This is a genomic window from Paraburkholderia sp. RAU6.4a, assembly GCF_050435625.1.
GTDB lineage: Bacteria > Pseudomonadota > Gammaproteobacteria > Burkholderiales > Burkholderiaceae > Paraburkholderia > Paraburkholderia tuberum.
Window position 1 is genome coordinate 38,069 of sequence record NZ_JBNDKQ010000002.1, and the last position, 18,129, is coordinate 56,197.

Sequence of the window (18,129 nt, forward strand, 5' to 3'; positions counted from 1 at the left end):
GACCACCGTGCAGGAGTCAGCAGAGGGCATATTAGGGCGGCGACGCCTGAAGGCCCGAACGGAAAGGAGCGGCGAGTAAGCCGGAGAACTCGACATGGGAGAGCAGCAGAAAACGCATCGCGTCCTCGACAGCGGAAGCAGGGGTGAAGCCCCGATGGCTGCTGGTGGAGGGGCTGAACCTATGGCGGCGAACCCCGAGTCTGAAAGCCCGTCGGCATATGACCGACTGATGGAAGAAGTCTGCGAAAGGGGGAACCTGAAGCAGGCGTTGAAGCGTGTGAAAGCGAACAAGGGCGCACCGGGCGTGGACGGGATGACCGTTCAGGCATTACCGGCGTACCTGCGGGAGCATTGGCCGTCGATACGGGCCACGCTGCTGAACGGCACATACAAGCCTCAACCTGTGAGACGGGTCGAGATACCCAAGCCGGATGGTGGTGGCGTGCGCAAGCTCGGCATCCCCTCTGCGCTTGATCGATTCGTCCAGCAGGCGGTCTTGCAGGTGTTGCAAAGGCAGTGGGACCCGACGTTCTCGGAGTCCAGCTACGGCTTCCGTCCGGGCCGCTCGGCACATCAGGCCGTGGCGCAGGCGCAAAGCTACATCCAGTCGGGGTACCGATGGGTTGTAGATCTGGATCTGGAGAAATTCTTCGATCGCGTGAGCCACGACATCCTGATGAGTCGGGTGGCAAAGCGAGTCAGCGACAAGCGAATGCTGAAGCTGGTCCGCTCCTTCCTGACGGCGGGTGTGATGGAGCACGGGCTGGTTGGTGCGACGGACGAGGGCACACCCCAGGGTGGTCCCCTGTCCCCGCTATTATCCAATCTGATGCTCGACGATCTTGACCGGGAGCTTGAGCGACGCGGGCTGCGTTTCGCGAGGTACGCTGACGACTGTAACGTCTACGTACGCAGCGAACGCGCGGGCCAGCGTGTGATGGCGGGGCTGAAGGCCTTCCTCGCCGGCAGGCTGAAGCTGACGGTCAACGAGACCAAGAGCGCGGTCGCACGGCCACACACGCGGAAGTTTCTGGGGTTCACCTTCTCGGATCGGGACAAGGTCAAACGGCGTATTGCGCCCAAGGCGCTGTCCCGCCTCAAGGAGCGCATCCGGGAATTGACTCAACGCACGCGCGGGGTCAGCGTCGACCAGATGATCGGCGCGCTGAAACGTTATCTGGCAGGGTGGCGGGGCTACTTCGGTTTCTGCGAAACGCCCAGCGTTCTGCAACGCCTGGATGAATGGATACGCCGCCGCATCCGCTGCTTCTTCTGGAAGCAGTGGAAACGGGGCCGCACAAGATTCCGGGAGCTGACAGTACGCGGCGTCAGCCGAAACCTTGCTGCCCAGACGGTCGGTTCGCCACACGATGCGTGGCGGCTGAGTTGCAGTCCCGCGCTGGGCATCGCCCTGTCAAACCGTTACCTTCGCTCGCTGGGGCTTCCATCACTAAGGCCATAGTCGATTAACCGATCCGAACCGCCGTGTACGGACCCGTACGCACGGTGGTGTGGGAGGGGCCGGGCCGCGAGGCCTGCCCCTATCCCGATTGAAATGTATCGCTAAAAGGTGCTGTTGAGAGTTCGAAAGTGGATGCGCTGAAGCTCGCAGAATACGAAGCTGCTGAGCCAGCAGAAGATGCATTCGACCATTTAGCGGCTCCGCAACAGAGCGAAGGTTTTTTCGCGACCGGTAGCCTGACGACTAACGCTGGATGCCTTGCCCGACTCGGCCTGGCAGGCTCTTCGCCGGTGAGCTGTCACCGGCGAGCGCCACCGGACAGTCTGACCGGCGGCTTTCTGAACTCGACGCGCCAGTTGGCCAACTGGCACGTCTGCGGCTCGTTGGCTGCCGTCACATGCACGGGGGGCAACAGCGCCAAAGTGTCCATCGCCATATGGACCTTGAGAAGATACGTGCGTCAAATTCGTGTAGAACTATAGAGGAATAGAAACGCGAGGAGCGCGGCGAGCGGTACCACCTCGCATTTCCTACGAAATTAATCTACCAGCGCCTCGTATGTACGATACTTGCGCAGCCCACATTCACGGCCAATGCCACCACGGACTTGGCCAGCGCCGACCTCCCCATATGTCGGCTTCAGGCTCACATCAAGTTCACGAGAATTCGGCACCGAGAGCCAGAGGCGGAACAGATGGCGCTTCCTCGCTTCGTCGGTGTAATCCTCAAACGCCGTACGTCCATGGACACAGACATGGTTATTGACGAACTGCATGTCACCGGCCTCGAACATCATGGACACTGCAAACTCTTCGCTTTCGGCAAGTTGGGTGACCAGGTCGATGGCCTCGCGTTGCTTATCCGTCAGATGGGGAACGCCTTCCATCCCTTGGGCGAGATTGATCTTCACGGGAAGCCACAAGCACGAGAGCTTGTTGGCTACTCGCGAAAACAACGGCTGCTGGAAGTAGGGCGGATGACCTGCACTAAACGGAGCTGGGATTGTAGTTTTCCAGCAGAACGGCTGGTAGAGCACCTCCAACAGATCTGGTCGGGTCCGCGCGATTTCGTTATGTATTGCGACGGTACTGGCAATTCGTGACAGTCCGCCAGACTTCGCCGGACGCACGACAAACAGACCGACTACGTCGCAGGTATCGACATGGAATCCACCGGCGGCGTTGGTATTGTAAAGTCGACCATCGCTTGTACCAAAATCACGGACATCGCCGAGAAAATCTCCTTTATAGCTTTGGCAAACGGCGGTCCCGAGATGCAATCCGATTCCCCAAAAGATATAACGGAGATCGTCGACTGATTTGCCTTCTGTTGGAAATCCGCGAAGGACATACAGCCCGTATTGATTCTCCAGTGACTCCTTTAGGTGAGACAAGCGGACGCCGACGTCCGGAAGCGGAAAATCTTCCATGGTCAACGTATCGATTGTCTTTCCGAGGGAATAGGCATGCGCTGCTGCCCGTTCGATCTCGTCAATTTCATCCGGCGTCAACGAGTGAATCCAGTCTGTTGCGGACCCCATAGCGGCGCCGCGCCAGTCGCAGGGGTCATCAATAACAGTATTCATATGATTCTCCAAATATAAAAGCGGGATGACGATCAGTCATCCCGTGAGTCATTCAGCGAACTCTAGACGGGTGATGCTTGGGATTCCGTAACCTGCTGTTCTACAGATCGTTTCGGAATATGAGTCTTGAGCAAACCAAGCGCGATAAACGTGACAGCAATGGAGATTGCAACGCCCAAGAAAAGATACGGCGCACCAAAACTCTTGATCACCCACCCAGTAATCGAAACGGAGCAAATGGCGCCCGCGCGCGAGACGGCGACCACCCACCCCACTCCGGACGCACGAAATTCGAGGGGGTAGATATTGGTAGAAAGAGGATATTCGCCGAGTTGAATGCCTGCGATCGAAATGCCGGTCAAGCCCATGCCGACAATCAACGCCAGGTCCTCAAGCGGTGTTGAGGGGCCGTTCACGTGGTTGATTGTGAGCGCGAACAATCCGAGGGCAACGAATACGCCGAGCAGAGCAGTATACTGCAGCGATTTTCTGGAACCTAACCGGCCAAGCAGCCAGCCGCCGATCAATGCGCCGATTGCGCCGGCAAAATTCGAAACCATCAGGCCGTGAACTGCGACATAGAAACTGAAGCCCATGCCCGTCAGTGCCGAGGAAGCCCAACTGGAGAAAGAGACGGCCGCAAACTGATTGGACGCCCCGCTGACCCAAAGACAAAGCGTATCCCGGAGATATTGCGGCGAAAATAGCATGCGAACACCAACGCGACCGAACTTGGGACGTTCAACGAAGAATTGGCTTTCGCTTGATACCGTAAGGTCCGGGCGCAACTTTTGTAGCGTGGTCGCGAGTTCCTTATTTCTTGATTTTCTCAGCGTAAGAAAGCCGGGAGATTCCGGCACGAGTCCGAAAAGTACGAAAACGAGAAGTAGCGGCACTACACCGCCAAACATGACGACACCGCGCCAACCGAAATGCGGCAAGACCAATGGAATCAGCAGACCATTCAGCGATGCACCGAGCGGGAATCCGATAAATGCCGTGGCCATGACCTGACTGCGAATGCGCTGTGGCAACAGTTCGGACAGGAGTGATGCGATATTCGGAGTTGCGGCACCAAGTCCGACGGAAGCAATCAGGCGAAATGCGATGATAGCCTGCATGCTGGGTGCCGCCGAAATCGCAACCGTTGCACTACCAAAAAGAATCACACTTGCGATCAATGCACGGCGACGGCCCCACCGGTCACCAAGCGAGCCACCGATAAATCCACCGCAAGCGCCACCGATCGGACTGACAGACAGCGCCAGCGTCACGAGACTACGACTCGCGCCGAAATGCTTGGCCACGACCGGCATCAGGTAGCCGAGTGTCGTGAAGTCCATGCCGTCAATCAATAGCGTAAAGAACAGACAGATCGACACCGCGATCAAAAGGCCTTGAAACTTCGCGCCTTCGATCATCTTATCGACGTCTACTCGCCCTAATATATTTTCAATCACGGGTATCCTCTGTTAGCAAATAGTCCAAAATGCTAAATGGATTAAAACTCAACGGACCAGTGGCAGCGGTTTTCCAAGAAGGAACGATCCACGTCCAGGCCGAAGCCAGGTCCGCTAACGGCCAGGCTGCCAACTCCGTCGGGACGCGGCACCTTGTGGAACAGGCAGTCGCCCCAGTCCAATACTTCTACGGGCAGATGATCGTCCACGCCGCAGGCGATATGCGCGGAGTAGTACGGATAGGCATGGGAGCCGACGCGAGTTCCGATGCGGTTTAGAATGCGGGCGGCTTCGAGTTGACGCAATGGACCGCCCAAGAGTCCCATATCGAGCAGCATATGGGTAGCGCCTGACTCGGCGAGGAGCAGCAGCTCGGAGACGCTCGTGCTAATCTCACCAACGGCAACGGGCGAGGCGACCGATACACGGTTAAGTTCTGGATAGGCAACAGGATCTTCTACCCAAAACAGCGGGGCCGAAAGTCGCTTGACGAAATCGTTCGCCTGTTGCGGCGTCCAGCGACGAAGCGCGTCGATCGCCAGGTTGTCCGCACCGAACATCATGAGCATGCGCTCGACGCGCTTGATATCTACCTCGAAGGGCTGGGCTCCGACGATCATTTTCGCGCGAGTGAAGTTTTCTTCAAAGCAGTGAGTGGCCGCCGCTTCAAGATCGTCGTCGGCTGCAAATGCGAGGTGGTAACTGCTATAACAGGGCACCGGACGAGCGAAACCGCCCCAAAGATGCGCAACCGGAACATCGAGGATCTTACCTAAGAGGTCCCACGCTGCAAGACTAATAGCGCATGCTGCCGCGCGAGTCGCGTTATCCGAATCCCGACCGAAATGCCGTTCTTCGCTTCTTTCGATAGCGATCAGGGTGGAGAGTTTAATGCTCTGTGCTCTCAATAGCTCTTGAGCGGCATGCGCCGCATCCAACGAAGCCTCGCGCGTCATGTGCTGCACATGGCCGAATCCGCACCGGTCATTTCCATCGCGGATCAATGCATAGAACACGGTTACATGATTGCGGAAACCGGATAGCGCGCGAAAAGGCGTAATCGGAATTTCAGCGGCCCCAATGGAGATCGCGATCTTCGTTCCGAGAAGACTTGCAACGTCGAGATTTTCTACCATTTGTTGCTCACACGACAGAGAAGAGGGACGCGAGAGAACGTACTGAGAATCGATCTGCGTCTTGACAGAAGCGTACAGCCTTGGCCGTGTCAAATCCGAATCCGTCGAGATTGTCTCGAAACTTCTCGACGATCTGCGCCCTTGTTACGGGAGAAGCTCCGTGCTGGCTACCGGTAAATGAACGCCCGTCCTGGGTCTGCAGAGTAATCTCTGTAGACCATCGTCCGAGGCCCGTATTTAGCGGCAAGATGCTAATCCTTTTCATCATCGACTGGACGACGGGGTTTGAGATGTTTTCAGCCTCATACCAATCGCGATAGGGACGAACGCGAAGAATCGCGAGTGCCAGGCCGTATCGCAAGTCGGTCCACGCTTCGATGGGGGTGCTGACATCTTTCTCGTGATGAAGATAGTGTGTTCTTGTCAGGACCTCGACATGATCGAGATCGCCTATGGTCAGATCATTATTGGAAATGAGACCGAGCAACAGCTCGATGATCGGTACAGACCCGGTGCCGACAGGGTAGGGCTTGAATTCGACAGTATCGAGTTTCCAGACTTCACCGAGCCCCGTGAGAAGATGGTCCCAGTCACAGCCCTCGGCGCCGGATAATCGCCAAAACGGATAGTCGCCCTCAAGGACAGATTGATCGCCGGTAAAGCCGCGGCGGGCCAGCAGTGCAGCCTCGACTCCATTGCGCGCCGCCAAACCGATATGATCATATTTGGTCATCGCATCCTGGGACTTGCTGAAGAACCGCCGGAGGGTCGGTATCTGTGCGGAGTAGGCTGCGATACCGAACGCGTTCAGAAATTCGTTTTCAGAAAGGTTCAAAAGGCGACCGGCGGCGACCATAGCACCAATCGTTGCAAAGGTATGTCCCGTCAGCGGAGCCTTCGATTTAGTCGGCCTGCGAAGGGCGGCACCGAGACGGCCCCCCATTTCCATTCCAAGCGCAATAGCGGTGATCAAGTCGTCGCTGGAAGAGTCGATGGCTTCCGCTACTGCAAGGGCGGCAGGTACAACGACGACTGCCATATGTCCTTCAGGACCGAATGCATCGTAATCAAGGGCGTTTCCGAAGATCGTGTTTGCGAAAACGGCGCTCAGTAGGCTGACGGGCTTATGGCCCAACATAGTGGCTTCCAGAGGTCCGTGCTCTCCAGCACAATAGTCGGCGACGATCCGTCCAACTTCTGTTGTTGAGCCGGCAACCGCACAGCCGATCGTATCCAGCAGAATCGATCTGACGCGACGTTGTGTTTGCTGTGGCAGATTTTCGATCCCAACGCCTCGCGCCATCTTCACGATTTCGAGTGTGGGATTGTCGATCGGTGGCTTGAAAGCCTCTGCATTTTCGTTTGGCGCCATGACGCTTTCTCACTCTATTTAGAACGTATTACGACGGGGCCTCCACGGCCGCCCCGGGGCTTCAGCAAATCAGAACTTATGCAAGATACCGACACGCAACACGAGCTGCTTGTTCGTCGTGGACGGCGATTCTCCATTTAGGACAGCGACCTGACCATCGCCGCCCGTTTGTTGGTACACAAGCGTGGTGAAGAGTTGCGAGCGTTTTGACAGAAGATACGCCGATGACACAGCAAAGACGTCCCACTTGTATTGGTCCATGGTCGAGTAGGAATAGGCGCCTTGGACGATGACGTCGGGCATGACGTTATAGCGACCGCCGACTTCGTAACTCGACATCGTTTCCGTGATGTTGTGGAACGCCATTTTCGTCTGCGTGAACGTCGCCGTAACCTTGAGGTCTTGGGTCCGATACATCGCGCCGACACCCAATACATTGCTGTGATCGAGGAGGAAACTTCGCGCCGAAAAATTCTGGCCGAACATGCGATGAACCCCAATGTCAGTCGCCGGGTTAATCGTCGTGCCGTTGATGCTCTGATAACTGAGGTACAGGTTATACGGACCGTTGGAGTAGACGAGGTTGCCGCCGACACCCCGGCCCGTGTTCGTCGTCCCGGAGTCGGGCGAGCCGAAACTGTAGAACAGCATCGCGCGCGTGTTGGCAATCGGCTCACTTTGGTACTTGATCGTATTGTTCAGCGTCAGACCGGTACCGCGGTCGTAATTGCCGGCGTGCGCCGCCGTCGTCGAGTTGTCGATCGCCGTGGTGAACGGCACGATACCGTAAGCGGCGTCATACTGCTTGCCCAACGTGAGCACACCGTACTTCTTGTCCGACAGGCCAACCCAGGTTTGACGCGTGTACGAACCGCCAGTATTCAACTGGATACCGGTTTCATATCGGAAGACTGCCGACAGACCGCCGCCCAGATCTTCTGTTCCGGTCATCCCCCACATGTTCGGCCAACGCTTTTGGCTGGCTAGTGACCAGAGCGAGTGCCCATTGGAGTTGGAGTTGTAGCTCAGGCTGTCATCGACGATGCCGTACAAGGTTGCGCTGGATTGGGCATAAACCCAGTTGGTGCCCGCGAGTAAAGCGACTGCGCATAGCGCGCTGTACCTGGTCCTTTTCACGAGAGATAGTCTCCTGATCGTTTTAATTTTGACGCTTGTCCGAAGGGCAGGACTGCCGAACGACACTTCGCGGCTTGCGGAATCGAATATGTTCGCTACCAAATCTAAAAACACATCGAATCCGCAAGTAGCCTGCTTCTGATCACTGCAGACACACGCGATAGCTAGCTCTTTATGCCGGCAATATCGTAGGCGAGAAGATATACCATACACGCACGGCCCGGCCCTCAAGGTTTAACCTGGTTAACATTCCCGATGAGTATTGGAATTTGAGCGAATTTTTTCGCTAGACCTGCGCCTGCCTCCCGGAATGAGCTGTCGGAATCAGAATGCGGGTTTTCCCTGCGTCCGCGCGACGCGACGATATACTATACTTTGGATAGGCTAAATTGAATACAAAATCTGCGGGGCGGTTCTTTCGTCGTTGAGCCCGCGGGGAGTATGTTTGGTTCGCCACCGGGAACTCTGCTCGAGCAGCACACTGCGACCCGAGTAAGCGCCTGGTTCGACAGTTTGCATGGATGTGGGGCGTCGCACTTCTGGGGGTCTTGTTCATCGTGCAGATCGCTCACGAGTTCCACTTCGGCCCGCATTGGCACTGGTACGCGGACACAGGCAAGCTCCGGCATGAAATCTTTACCGGAGTTCATGGACGAGGCTTCCGCAAAGGTGCCAGTACATGATGGTGTGGCACACCAGGTACTGCTCCTGATGGTGATGTTCAAGCCGGTGATCGGCCGTATCGTCGACTGGAAGGCGTTGTCGAGCATTTGCTGGCCGGACGTCGCGTAAGTCTGTAAATCGGATATACGAAATTGCAACTGATTACCCCAAGTGAGGGTTCGCTGCCTCGCATAGGTGACGTAGTCTTTTTATCTGTATCAAAGGAAAGTACGATGAAGATGGCACACGAATCACCGTGGAAGTACCTAGTCATGTGGGGGAGGTTGTATTTCGCGTTCCACTATCTTGAGTCAGGACTTTATTACGTAATTTTTAGATACGTGCCGGATTTCAGCCACGCAGGCAAAGTTGGTGCGTATATCGGTGCGATGGCGGACGTCGGGTTCTATCAAATGATCAAGTATGTTGAGGTCATACTCGGTACGTCGCTGCTACTCGATATAGGGGTGCCGCTTGCGCTGATCGTCATGGCGGGTATCAGTACGACGATCGTCTTTCTGAATCTCTTCGTCTCGCCTGATCCGCGTGAATTGTTCACTGGCCTTCAGGAGTTGTTCCTGAACGGCGCACTCTTGCTGGCATACGGTGGATACTATGCAAATTTTTGCCGTATAAAGGCGCAGCCGTTTTGGTTTTGGGACGGGATGAAACGCGAAGGACTTGAGCCGAGGGGTGAGTCGTGAAGAGGGATTTCGTTGTTGTTTTTATGGTTGTAGTGGCGGTCACGTTGATTGTAATTTCCACTTCGACAATTTTCTTCGTGCGTCATCTACGTCTTTATGATTATGGTCCGCCCCTGGGCGCCGGGATCATTGTTTTGGCGATGATGATCCGGGCCGCGGTATCAAGGCGATATAAAGATTGACGCGCCGTCCACAGCGCACCCGTACCTTCACTTCACCGTCTCGAAGGACGCTGGAAACATGACGAAGCGATTTACACGTTCCAAGTCGATATGGTCGCTAAAGCATATTTGCAATCACATTACCGGGGCGCTGCTCGGAACGCTTTTGATTGCACAGCCGATATGGGTACATGCACAGCCGCTGCAAACGCTTACGATCATGGAATATCGGTCGCCCCTGAATTCGGATCAACCGACAGTGCGCGGCATGATCCGGTTCGCGGAACTCGTCAACGAGGAGTCCAACGGACGCCTGGCAGTGACAGTAAGTCGAGCGACGGTTCCTGGATCGCCCGAAGACCAGATCAAGGCATTGCAAAAGGGGGGGCCTGGTGCTCCCGATATGATGCTGCTGGTTACGCCGGCGCTGCGTCATCTCGAACGCGAATTCGAAATCATGGACCTTCCGTTCGTGGTCAACAGCGATCGCCAGGCGCATGAACTGCTGGACGGTCCCTTTGGCCGGGAATTGCTGTCGCGTCTCCAAGGCCATGGACTGACGGGTCTCGCTTGGTGGGAAAACGGATTCCGGCAGATCACGACGTCGGGGCAGCCGTTCAAACACGCTAATGATCTGACTGACCGTCCGGTTCGTGTGATTCCGGAACCGGCGTTTGTGGAGACGTTTAAGGCCTTAGGTGCCAAGGTCGTTGGTCTTCCGTATCCCGATCTATATCCGGCTCTGAAGTCGGGACGAGTGGAGGCCGAAGACAACTTTTACTCCCAAATCCTGGTTGGCCATCTGTATGATGTTCAGTCGAGCGTGACGGTGACGAATCATTCCTATAGCGCGATTGCAGTCGTTGCTAACTCCGCAATATGGCAAAGGTTGTCGGTTGGGGACCGGAATGTTCTGCAACACGCAGCGGTGGAAGCAGGGCGCTATGAACGCGACCTGGTTCGAGAACAGGCCGAGGCAGATAGAGCCACACTTGCACATCATGGAATGATCGTTCAGAGCCTCTCGCCAAAGGAAATTGCAAGGATGGAATCTATGACGGAGCCCGTCAGAGAGCAATTCTTCCGGAACTACGATCCCATAATTCTCGATACCTATCGGCGTCAGATAGCAAAGCGTTAGATAATTCGGTGAGTGACGAAAATATAATCCTCGGGGCAAAGCAGGACGCCAAAACGGCGTCGCCCTCTCGGCAGACGCGACTGATTCCTATGATCGTCGCTGTGCCGATGTTTTTGCAGGCAATCGATACGTCGATATTGGGCACGGCACTTCAATCGATTGCTACGTCGTTGAACGTCGAGATACTTCACCTCAACTTCGCCATCACCGCGTATCTTTTAAGTTTAGCGCTGTTTCTGCCCGCGAGCGGTTGGCTCACGGATCGCTTCGGTACCCGCCGTGTTTTCTGTTCGGCAGTTGCGATATTCTCGGTGGCGTCGGCACTGTGCGGAGCCGCAACTTCTATCACTCAAATAGTTCTGTTCCGGGTATTGCAGGGCCTTGGCGGCGCAATGATGGTGCCAGTCGGCCGGTTGATTCTCTTGCGCAGCATTCCGCCTGCACATTTGGTAATGGCGATGGTCTGGTTTACTGTGCCTGGGACCATCGGTCGTGTCTTGGGACCGCTCCTCGGAGGCTTCATCGTCACGCTGGCGTCATGGCGCTGGATATTCCTGCTCAACATCCCTTTCGGCGTGCTGGGGATCTTGTTGTCACTAAAGTTTGTGCCGGATTCGCGATCAGAAAAAAGGGAACCGTTTGATGTCACCGGCTTTGTTTTGATGGCGATCGGACTTTCTGGAGTGGTCTGCGGCCTGGAAACTATCGGGCACAATTTTGTTTCTCTGAGCGCTACAATTTTTGTTACAAGCATTGGTATCGTGGCATCAATCGCCTATTGGATCTATAGTCGAGATCGTGCTGACGTGATCATTCCGCCCAGCCTATTCCGATATAAAGCATTCAGCATCACAAATATCGGCGGTATGCCATTAAGAATAGCGGTCGGATCGTCTCCGATTGTCGTTCCGCTGCTTTTGCAGGTCGGTTTGGAATTCACGCCTATTCAGGCCGGATTGACGAGTGCCTGGCTTTCGGTTGGAGCCTTTGGGATTCGGCCAATTATGCGACGGGCGATTAATAGATTCGGATTCAAACCTCTTATGATTGCAGCGACGGTACTGTCAGGTGCCGCATTTGCTGCTTATGGTTTGTTCTCGCCCGGAATGTCGATTTATTTCATGTGCGCCGTGCTCTTCGCGGCTGGCATCTTCAATTCGCTTGGAATGGTCACGATGAATACGGTCGGATATTCCGGCGTCCCGAAGGCCATCATGAGCAAGGCAACAGCACTTTCAACTATGATGCAGCAGACGTCGATGAGTATTGGTGTCGCACTATGCGCTTCCTGCTTGACGTTTAGTGCGCGGGCTCACGGGCATAGTCCGGAGCATTTGACGATGAGCGATTTTCCGATGATGTTCTTTATCGTCGGGGCGTTGAGTTGTCTGTCAATGCCTGCGTTCCTCCGTCTTCCGAACGATGAAGGTGCCGAGCTGCGGTAAGTGATCTCGGTTAAAACGATGAGCGCCGGATGCGCACCCGCAGTCAGCGACAATTTCGGGCGGAGTTTAGGCTAGCCATTATGATGGCCACGATCGCGATGTGCGCTTCGCATGCTTCACATTCGGCCCGATCTGCTTGTCGACTAGACTTTGCGGACGATACCGTCGGGCCTAACCGTTAAGAGAAAAAGCCCAGGCACTGAACTGAGCCCGGAGAACCGGATGGTGCAAGGAGGCGGAATACCGAAGGGCTGGGCGCTACACCGGAGGCGAACTGTATGCAATTGAGCCCGCGATCCGCGGCAAGCCACGGACGTGCGAAGACGTGTCTGTCAGGAGCAGGCGGGGTCCGCTACTCGACGCCCTCGAGACCTGGCTGCGCTCGACATTGAGTCATATTTCGCAGAAAGGCGATTCCGCCAAAGCCATCAACTACGCGCTCAACCAGTGGCCCGCGCTTACAATGTACGTCGACGAGGGGATAGTCGAGATCGACAACCATGCCGCTGAACGCGCCCTGAGAGCGGTAGAGCAGGAAAGGAAAGGCGGATTCATCCGGTCGTCGCAATCTTTGATCATGTTGGTGTTTATGGGGCGACCAGCGGGATGGATGCATAAGCTGACGCGGCGAGGGGCGATGCGCTCGTCAGGTGCACCGTCGCGTCGGCGTGAGATCGAGCGGCGACTCTGGAAGCAATTTGCAAGAGACATTACAAACGCGAAAGCAGAAGATCTGTTTTCACGGATTCAGTTTGACCTCGTTCGCCTTTCCGAATTGCAGGGGGATGAACGGTGCGGATCATCTCGCTGACGGTCATCGAGAAGCAGTATTGCCGGAATGCGAAACTGGCGAAGCAGATTTCAAGCGTCCCGACGTTTTCCATAGCGTCGCATGTCGTGAAGAAGCGACGACGGTGCCCGACATCCACTCCGCCGCATTGAAGACGCGACGCGGGCTTCCCGCCCTTCACGTCCCATTGTGATGGACGGCAGCCAGAAGATTGCGCCGCGTATTCCTTTGACAATTGCGGCGTGGCTCGATGCTAGGCGATCCATCAAACACCTCGGGCCGGCCATGGCCGCAAGGTCCAAATTCGCGCCTGGACGAAGGACTGCGGCGAAGCCGGCGGTCTGTCGAAGCTTGCCTCGGCGGCGCAGGAAGTAGGGCACCAAGTCGGCGCGCCGCTTGCTGGAGCCACATTTCGAGGGTCTCGCCGGTACACATCAGGCAGAATGAATGTTGTTTCGATCTGCCTTTTTTTTGTCAAGACAGCGCCTATACTCTCAGGGATATCCCCGATAAAAAAGGCCTTGCCATGACCTCTCTTCCGCGTATTGCGCTCGGCGCCCTTGCCGCAGCGTGCTGCTTTGCGTCCGTTGCGGCGCTCGCCCAACCGTACGATTCCACAGCGCCGCTGACGCGCGCCCAGGTGCGCGCCGAGGTGATCGAATGGCAGCGGGCGGGCTACGATCAGTCCGACGATTGGTCTCACTACCCTGAAAGCGCGTTACGCGCAGGCGCGATCGTCGCACAACGGCGTGCAGAGACTGCCACTCCTGCGGGTGGCGCGCGCCATTGACCGCGGCGATCCTCGACTGGAAAGACCGCTCGCGTGAACCGCGCCCCTGTAGTTGGATATTGATCCGGCCTTTGGATGCAAAGTACAACGAGCAGTTTCGGCGGCAGATAGTTCAGTGGTATCTGGAGCCGGGCGCGAGCACACGAACGTCGGCCGCGCGTTATGGCATGGGTGGCAGGGCGATCCGACCCGGGGGCGAGCTACCGGGAACATCGCCTGGCCGGCCAGTGCACTAAGGTCATTGGCCACGATGCCCGGTTTAGGCCGTCGGTGCTTTGCCTGCAGCAGCGCATCGAGCCTTTTCAGGGACGCTACTCTGGGGACGAGCGTCCGGTACGCGGACCTCACAGTCGAGCTCCGGAGCGACTATGATCATCACGGGCGCGTTACGGCGATGTGCATGTCATGGAGGCGATCCGGCAGGCTGGACAGTTGATCAAGTACCGCGCCGGTGGCCCGTCCAGAAGTGGGTTCCGATGTAGCCGGCTTTAACGTCGACGGGCCGAAGCTTCTATGTGTCGCCGGTGATGGATTCATACAACGGAGAAATCGTTGCTTCCGGATGGATCAGCGACTCAGCTACGAACTGGCCAGCGGAGGTTGAAGAACGCACAGACCGCACTTCCACGCAAGGAGTGGCCACTGCAGCGTTCAGACCAGTGCTGACACCGCTGCACGTCAGCCTATCGTCAACTGCAGGACCGCCGCAGCCACGTGCAAAGCATGTCCCGCAAGGGCGATTGCCTCGATAAGGCTTGCGCTTCACACTACACCTCCTCGCGGCGATCAGAAACGACGTCGGGGTGGCGACGCCGGCAGGACAGCTTGACGCCCATCGCCTTTCTGGGCGCGTTATTGCCCGGTGGGTCGTACAGGCACTCGTTCTTGTCGCTGTAGGCGTGACCGCGGATGAGTCCGCGACGGTTCCATATCTTTACGCTCGTCGGCGTGACGTGCAGCGCGTCGGCCATCTCCTGCAGCGTCAGGAGACCCGCTTCGCGCAACCGGTCATAGCGTGGCTTCAGACAGTAGTTACGCTGCAGGCGCGCGACCATTTTTGCATTGAAGGGCCTACCCGTGCCCGACGGCGCACCACGTTCGTTCAGTATATTCGCGATCTGCAGGACAGTATGGTGATTGAGCAATGCGTCAATCTCCTCGATCACCGCGGCGGGGGTGATCCATCGTTGCCACGATTTCAGCGGCAACGGCAGCCTGAGGGTCCGGTGAGCGCCGCCCTTGAAGCGGATGTGTGCGGTAACCTGCTGGTCGCGGTTCAGGGTGACGTCTTCCAGAAGCAGCCTCATCATGCGTTTGCGTTCCCGGTCGGGCGTGGCGGGATCGCGCCATAGCCGGGGGAAGTTGGACGCCAGCGAGACGATGACGGCGCGCTGCTCGTCCGTCAGAATGCGCGCGTCCTGTTCGCGGCGACGCCGATAGTCCTCGTTAGCCTCAGTCAGCGCTCGAAGCTTATGGTTCCAGTCCGCTTCGAGTGAGTCAGCAACCAGCCGGTTCTCGGGGTCGACGCGCATGTAGCGACGCTGCGCCAGATCGGCTTCATACTGGGCACGCTCCACCTGCTTGTGACGCAGACGGTCGGCTTCTTCGATGCGGGACTGGAGTTCGTGCTGAACCGCCAGGCTCACCTCAATGGCAAGCGGATTGAGCGCTTCGACGAGCAGTTCGCCAATGGCCTCATCGATGGCCGCGCCGTGGATGCGCTGGCAGACCGGTTCGGCCTGTTCGATGCCTTCGCGCTGGCAGATGTACTCGGGACACAAGCCGCCCTGGCGGCTGTGATAACGGACCGTCATGCGGTTCCCGCATCGACCACAGACCACGAGTCCCTGAAGAAGTGCTGGACCCTCACGCGGCGCGCCACGGCGCCGGTCGGCTCCGATCACCTGTGCGCTCTCATGCAAACGCTTCTGGTTCTGCTCGTACTCTTCCCAGGACAGATAACCGGCATGGGCACCCGGAATCAGCGTATCCCACTGGTCTCGCGGGGCGCGAATCACACGCGTGCGTCCATCGACTGTCCTGCGCGTATGCGTGCGACCGTAGACGAACGCGCCGGCATACCTCGGGTTGTGCAGAATGCGCACCACCTGGCTGTGACCGAGACTGCCCCACAGCAGTTCGCCTTTGTGTGGACCTTTGCAGCACCGTCGCGGAAACGCCAGCTCGAGGTGATGCGCAGCGCGTGCGGTGGCCATCGCCGATCCCGTACCGCGGAAGGTGTCGAACAGCCACCTCAGACAGTGCTGGACCTGCTGGTCCGGATCGAGAACGACCGTGCCCGTGGCGTTATACACGAAGCCGACGGGCAGGCGCATCTGCAACTCACCGCGCCTCGCCTTGCTTAGGATTCCTCCTTTCAGTCGTGCGCGCAGCACATGCAATTCGGCCTCGCTCATGGTGCCCTTCAGCCCCAGTAACAGCCGGTCGTTGAAATGGGCAGGATCGTATACGCCATCCTCATCAAGGATCAAAGTGTCGGTGATTGCGCAGATCTCGAGTAACCGGTGCCAGTCGGTGGAGTTGCGCGCCAGGCGCGATACTTCCAGTCCAAGCACGATGCCGGCATGCCCCACGCCGACTTCGGCGACCAGGCGCTGGAAGCCTTCCCGGTCCGCCGACGAAGCGCCCGACTGGCCGAGGTCGCTATCGATCACAATAATGCGGTCCTCGGACCACCCCAGGGCGACGGCCCGTTGGCGCAGAGCCTATTGGCGCTTGGTGCTCTCGGTGTTCTCGAACACCTGGCGCAATGTGGATTGCCGGATATACAGATAGGCGTTGCGCTTCAGATGACTCGCCTGGACCTTCTGGTGAGGATCGCTCTTCATGCTGTTGCCTCCTGACGCCCATATAGAAGCATTGAAGCCAGAATCATCGTCGCCTCCTGATGCAGCTTGAAGGGGACGATCTCTGCCTCACCCGGCGGCGGCGGCTGCCGCCGTACAACCGTGGTCGCGCACTGCGCCCATGCCTGCATCCACGCTCTCATGCCGCTGCGCATCAACAGCACGAGGCCCTGACCGCGAGGAATCTCGCACGGCAGTCCAAGTGCCTGTTGTCTCAGATCTTCATAACGCGAGACCAGTCCGTCATTGCACAGCGCACGCTCCGGCAATGACACAGACGGTTTCGTTACGGTTTTTTTTGGCGCAGGAACTGCCGTTCGATACTGCGCGGATGAACCTGTACGCCGAAGTTCTGGTGCACCAGGCTGGCCAGTCGCTCCGCTCGCACAGCCGGCTCGGCAACCCGCGCCCGGTTCAAAAACTCCATCACCGCCGGTGTCAGTTTGTGGCCGCTGTGCGGGCCCGTCTTGTGGGGGATCAAACCGGCCAGACCCGCGTCCTCGAAGGCCGCCTGGGCCTGATAGACCGATGGCCGCGAGAAGCCGAACGCCTTGGCGGCTTCGCTGATGGACCACTTGTCGATGTGCACCGCGCGCAGCATCTCGTACTTGACCTGCAGCAGATCGTGCGGGTCGAAGAAGTCGCCGTCGCGAAACAGCGGATGAGTCACGGCATCGGAGCGCGGATTGAGGCTCGCCTGTTCCCGCAGCGCGCGGTGCTTGTCCTCTTTGCGTCGGTCTGTCGCCATGCACGAACTCCAAGGAAGGCGGGCAAGTCAGTGTAAATACAATTATGTACAAAACGTCAGGATATACAAGGCCGATTTATGAAATATCATCGATTTCATCCGTAAACCAAAGCATTATCTCTGGCACAGCGGATCGTAATACAAGGCGACGTCAGGCGTAATTGCATTTACACATGCGGCGTATTTGGCTTTACAGTGCTTGCGTTGTCATGGCTCCAGCGTCGCGATCAAACGCCCCAGTTCAAGCAGTTCTTCCACACGAAACAAGGCGCGTCCGGCAGCGACCACGTTGAATGGGTCCTCGCCGACGACGCTCGTCCAGCTGGCGGGCAGCGCCCGCAGTCGGCCATTCGCGTCGTGAAACCAAACCCTGTCCTCATGCCAGTTCCGGGCGTGAAGGACCAGTTCGAATTCTTGCAAATGAAGGGGATGGTACGGATGAGTTACCTGAAAACGTCGGCTTTCAACGTCACTCACGGGCGCAGTTGTCTGCGAACTCCAAGGCGGCCATGGAAAGCCTCTTCGGCGCGCTCAGTCTGAATCCGCCGGGCTCGAACGTTTTGCGTGCGCCGGTCAATTGCACGCGCGCTGGATAGATACATCCACTACAACAACCACGAACGCGTCAGGAAAAATTAATGGCCTAAGTCCTATTCAGAAAAGGACTC

At 57.2% G+C, this 18,129-nt stretch carries 17 protein-coding genes; 7 read left to right on the plus strand and 10 right to left on the minus strand.

Features of this window, described 5'->3' with window-relative positions:
• Positions 1-94 precede the first annotated feature (94 nt).
• Complete coding sequence (gene ltrA, locus OKW40_RS04880) at positions 95-1,462, plus strand: group II intron reverse transcriptase/maturase (RefSeq protein WP_184062322.1); 1,368 nt, start codon at positions 95-97, stop codon at positions 1,460-1,462.
• 538 nt (positions 1,463-2,000) lie between these two features.
• Here ltrA and OKW40_RS04885 read toward each other — a convergent pair.
• The 5 genes from OKW40_RS04885 to OKW40_RS04905 form a co-directional block, all read right to left on the minus strand.
• Entirely contained in the window at positions 2,001-3,047 is a 1,047-nt protein-coding gene (locus OKW40_RS04885; RefSeq protein ID WP_429406290.1) for a TauD/TfdA family dioxygenase, read from the minus strand.
• A 62-nt stretch (positions 3,048-3,109) separates the two neighbouring features.
• A complete protein-coding gene (locus tag OKW40_RS04890) occupies positions 3,110-4,507 on the minus strand; it encodes an MFS transporter (protein ID WP_184062800.1) in 1,398 nt (465 codons plus the stop codon).
• A gap of 41 nt (positions 4,508-4,548) precedes the next feature.
• Positions 4,549-5,643: an enolase C-terminal domain-like protein gene (locus OKW40_RS04895; RefSeq protein ID WP_429488529.1), complete on the minus strand. Its 1,095-nt coding sequence runs from the start codon at positions 5,641-5,643 to the stop codon at positions 4,549-4,551.
• Between the two features lie 7 nt (positions 5,644-5,650).
• Positions 5,651-7,015: an MmgE/PrpD family protein gene (locus OKW40_RS04900; protein WP_429488530.1), complete on the minus strand. Its 1,365-nt coding sequence runs from the start codon at positions 7,013-7,015 to the stop codon at positions 5,651-5,653.
• A gap of 69 nt (positions 7,016-7,084) precedes the next feature.
• Positions 7,085-8,365, minus strand: a complete 1,281-nt coding sequence (locus tag OKW40_RS04905; protein WP_429488532.1) for a porin — start codon at positions 8,363-8,365, stop codon at positions 7,085-7,087.
• 414 nt (positions 8,366-8,779) lie between these two features.
• Between OKW40_RS04905 and OKW40_RS04910 the strand changes: the two genes are divergently transcribed.
• The 6 genes from OKW40_RS04910 (at position 8,780) to OKW40_RS04935 (ending at position 13,846) form a co-directional block, all read left to right on the plus strand.
• The gene (locus OKW40_RS04910; protein WP_429406282.1) at positions 8,780-8,944 is read left to right on the plus strand and encodes a hypothetical protein; all 165 of its coding nucleotides are present in this window, start codon (positions 8,780-8,782) and stop codon (positions 8,942-8,944) included.
• 104 nt (positions 8,945-9,048) lie between these two features.
• The gene (locus OKW40_RS04915) at positions 9,049-9,519 is read left to right on the plus strand and encodes a hypothetical protein (RefSeq protein ID WP_027197791.1); all 471 of its coding nucleotides are present in this window, start codon (positions 9,049-9,051) and stop codon (positions 9,517-9,519) included.
• A 240-nt stretch (positions 9,520-9,759) separates the two neighbouring features.
• A complete protein-coding gene (dctP, locus tag OKW40_RS04920; RefSeq protein WP_184062790.1) occupies positions 9,760-10,821 on the plus strand; it encodes a TRAP transporter substrate-binding protein DctP in 1,062 nt (353 codons plus the stop codon).
• Between the two features lie 89 nt (positions 10,822-10,910).
• On the plus strand, positions 10,911-12,266 hold the full coding sequence (locus tag OKW40_RS04925; RefSeq protein WP_429488534.1) for a DHA2 family efflux MFS transporter permease subunit: 1,356 nt from the start codon (positions 10,911-10,913) through the stop codon (positions 12,264-12,266).
• A gap of 274 nt (positions 12,267-12,540) precedes the next feature.
• The gene (locus OKW40_RS04930) at positions 12,541-13,077 is read left to right on the plus strand and encodes an IS66 family transposase (protein WP_429491920.1); all 537 of its coding nucleotides are present in this window, start codon (positions 12,541-12,543) and stop codon (positions 13,075-13,077) included.
• Positions 13,078-13,582: 505 nt separating this feature from the next.
• A complete protein-coding gene (locus OKW40_RS04935) occupies positions 13,583-13,846 on the plus strand; it encodes a DUF4148 domain-containing protein (protein WP_184062786.1) in 264 nt (87 codons plus the stop codon).
• Between the two features lie 767 nt (positions 13,847-14,613).
• Here the strand turns inward: OKW40_RS04935 and OKW40_RS04940 are convergent.
• From OKW40_RS04940 to OKW40_RS04960, 5 genes are all read right to left on the minus strand, one after another.
• Complete coding sequence (locus OKW40_RS04940) at positions 14,614-16,569, minus strand: recombinase family protein (protein ID WP_429491922.1); 1,956 nt, start codon at positions 16,567-16,569, stop codon at positions 14,614-14,616.
• A gap of 3 nt (positions 16,570-16,572) precedes the next feature.
• Positions 16,573-16,695: a hypothetical protein gene (locus OKW40_RS04945; protein ID WP_429488535.1), complete on the minus strand. Its 123-nt coding sequence runs from the start codon at positions 16,693-16,695 to the stop codon at positions 16,573-16,575.
• Complete coding sequence (locus tag OKW40_RS04950; RefSeq protein ID WP_176079011.1) at positions 16,692-16,988, minus strand: hypothetical protein; 297 nt, start codon at positions 16,986-16,988, stop codon at positions 16,692-16,694. Before OKW40_RS04950 ends, OKW40_RS04945 begins: the two co-directional genes overlap by 4 nt.
• 11 nt (positions 16,989-16,999) lie before the next feature.
• Positions 17,000-17,461, minus strand: a complete 462-nt coding sequence (locus tag OKW40_RS04955) for a helix-turn-helix domain-containing protein (protein ID WP_090812729.1) — start codon at positions 17,459-17,461, stop codon at positions 17,000-17,002.
• 207 nt (positions 17,462-17,668) lie between these two features.
• Positions 17,669-17,938 (minus strand): DUF5372 family protein, encoded by a 270-nt coding sequence (locus OKW40_RS04960; RefSeq protein WP_090812730.1) that lies wholly within the window; start codon positions 17,936-17,938, stop codon positions 17,669-17,671.
• Positions 17,939-18,129: the final 191 nt, after the last annotated feature.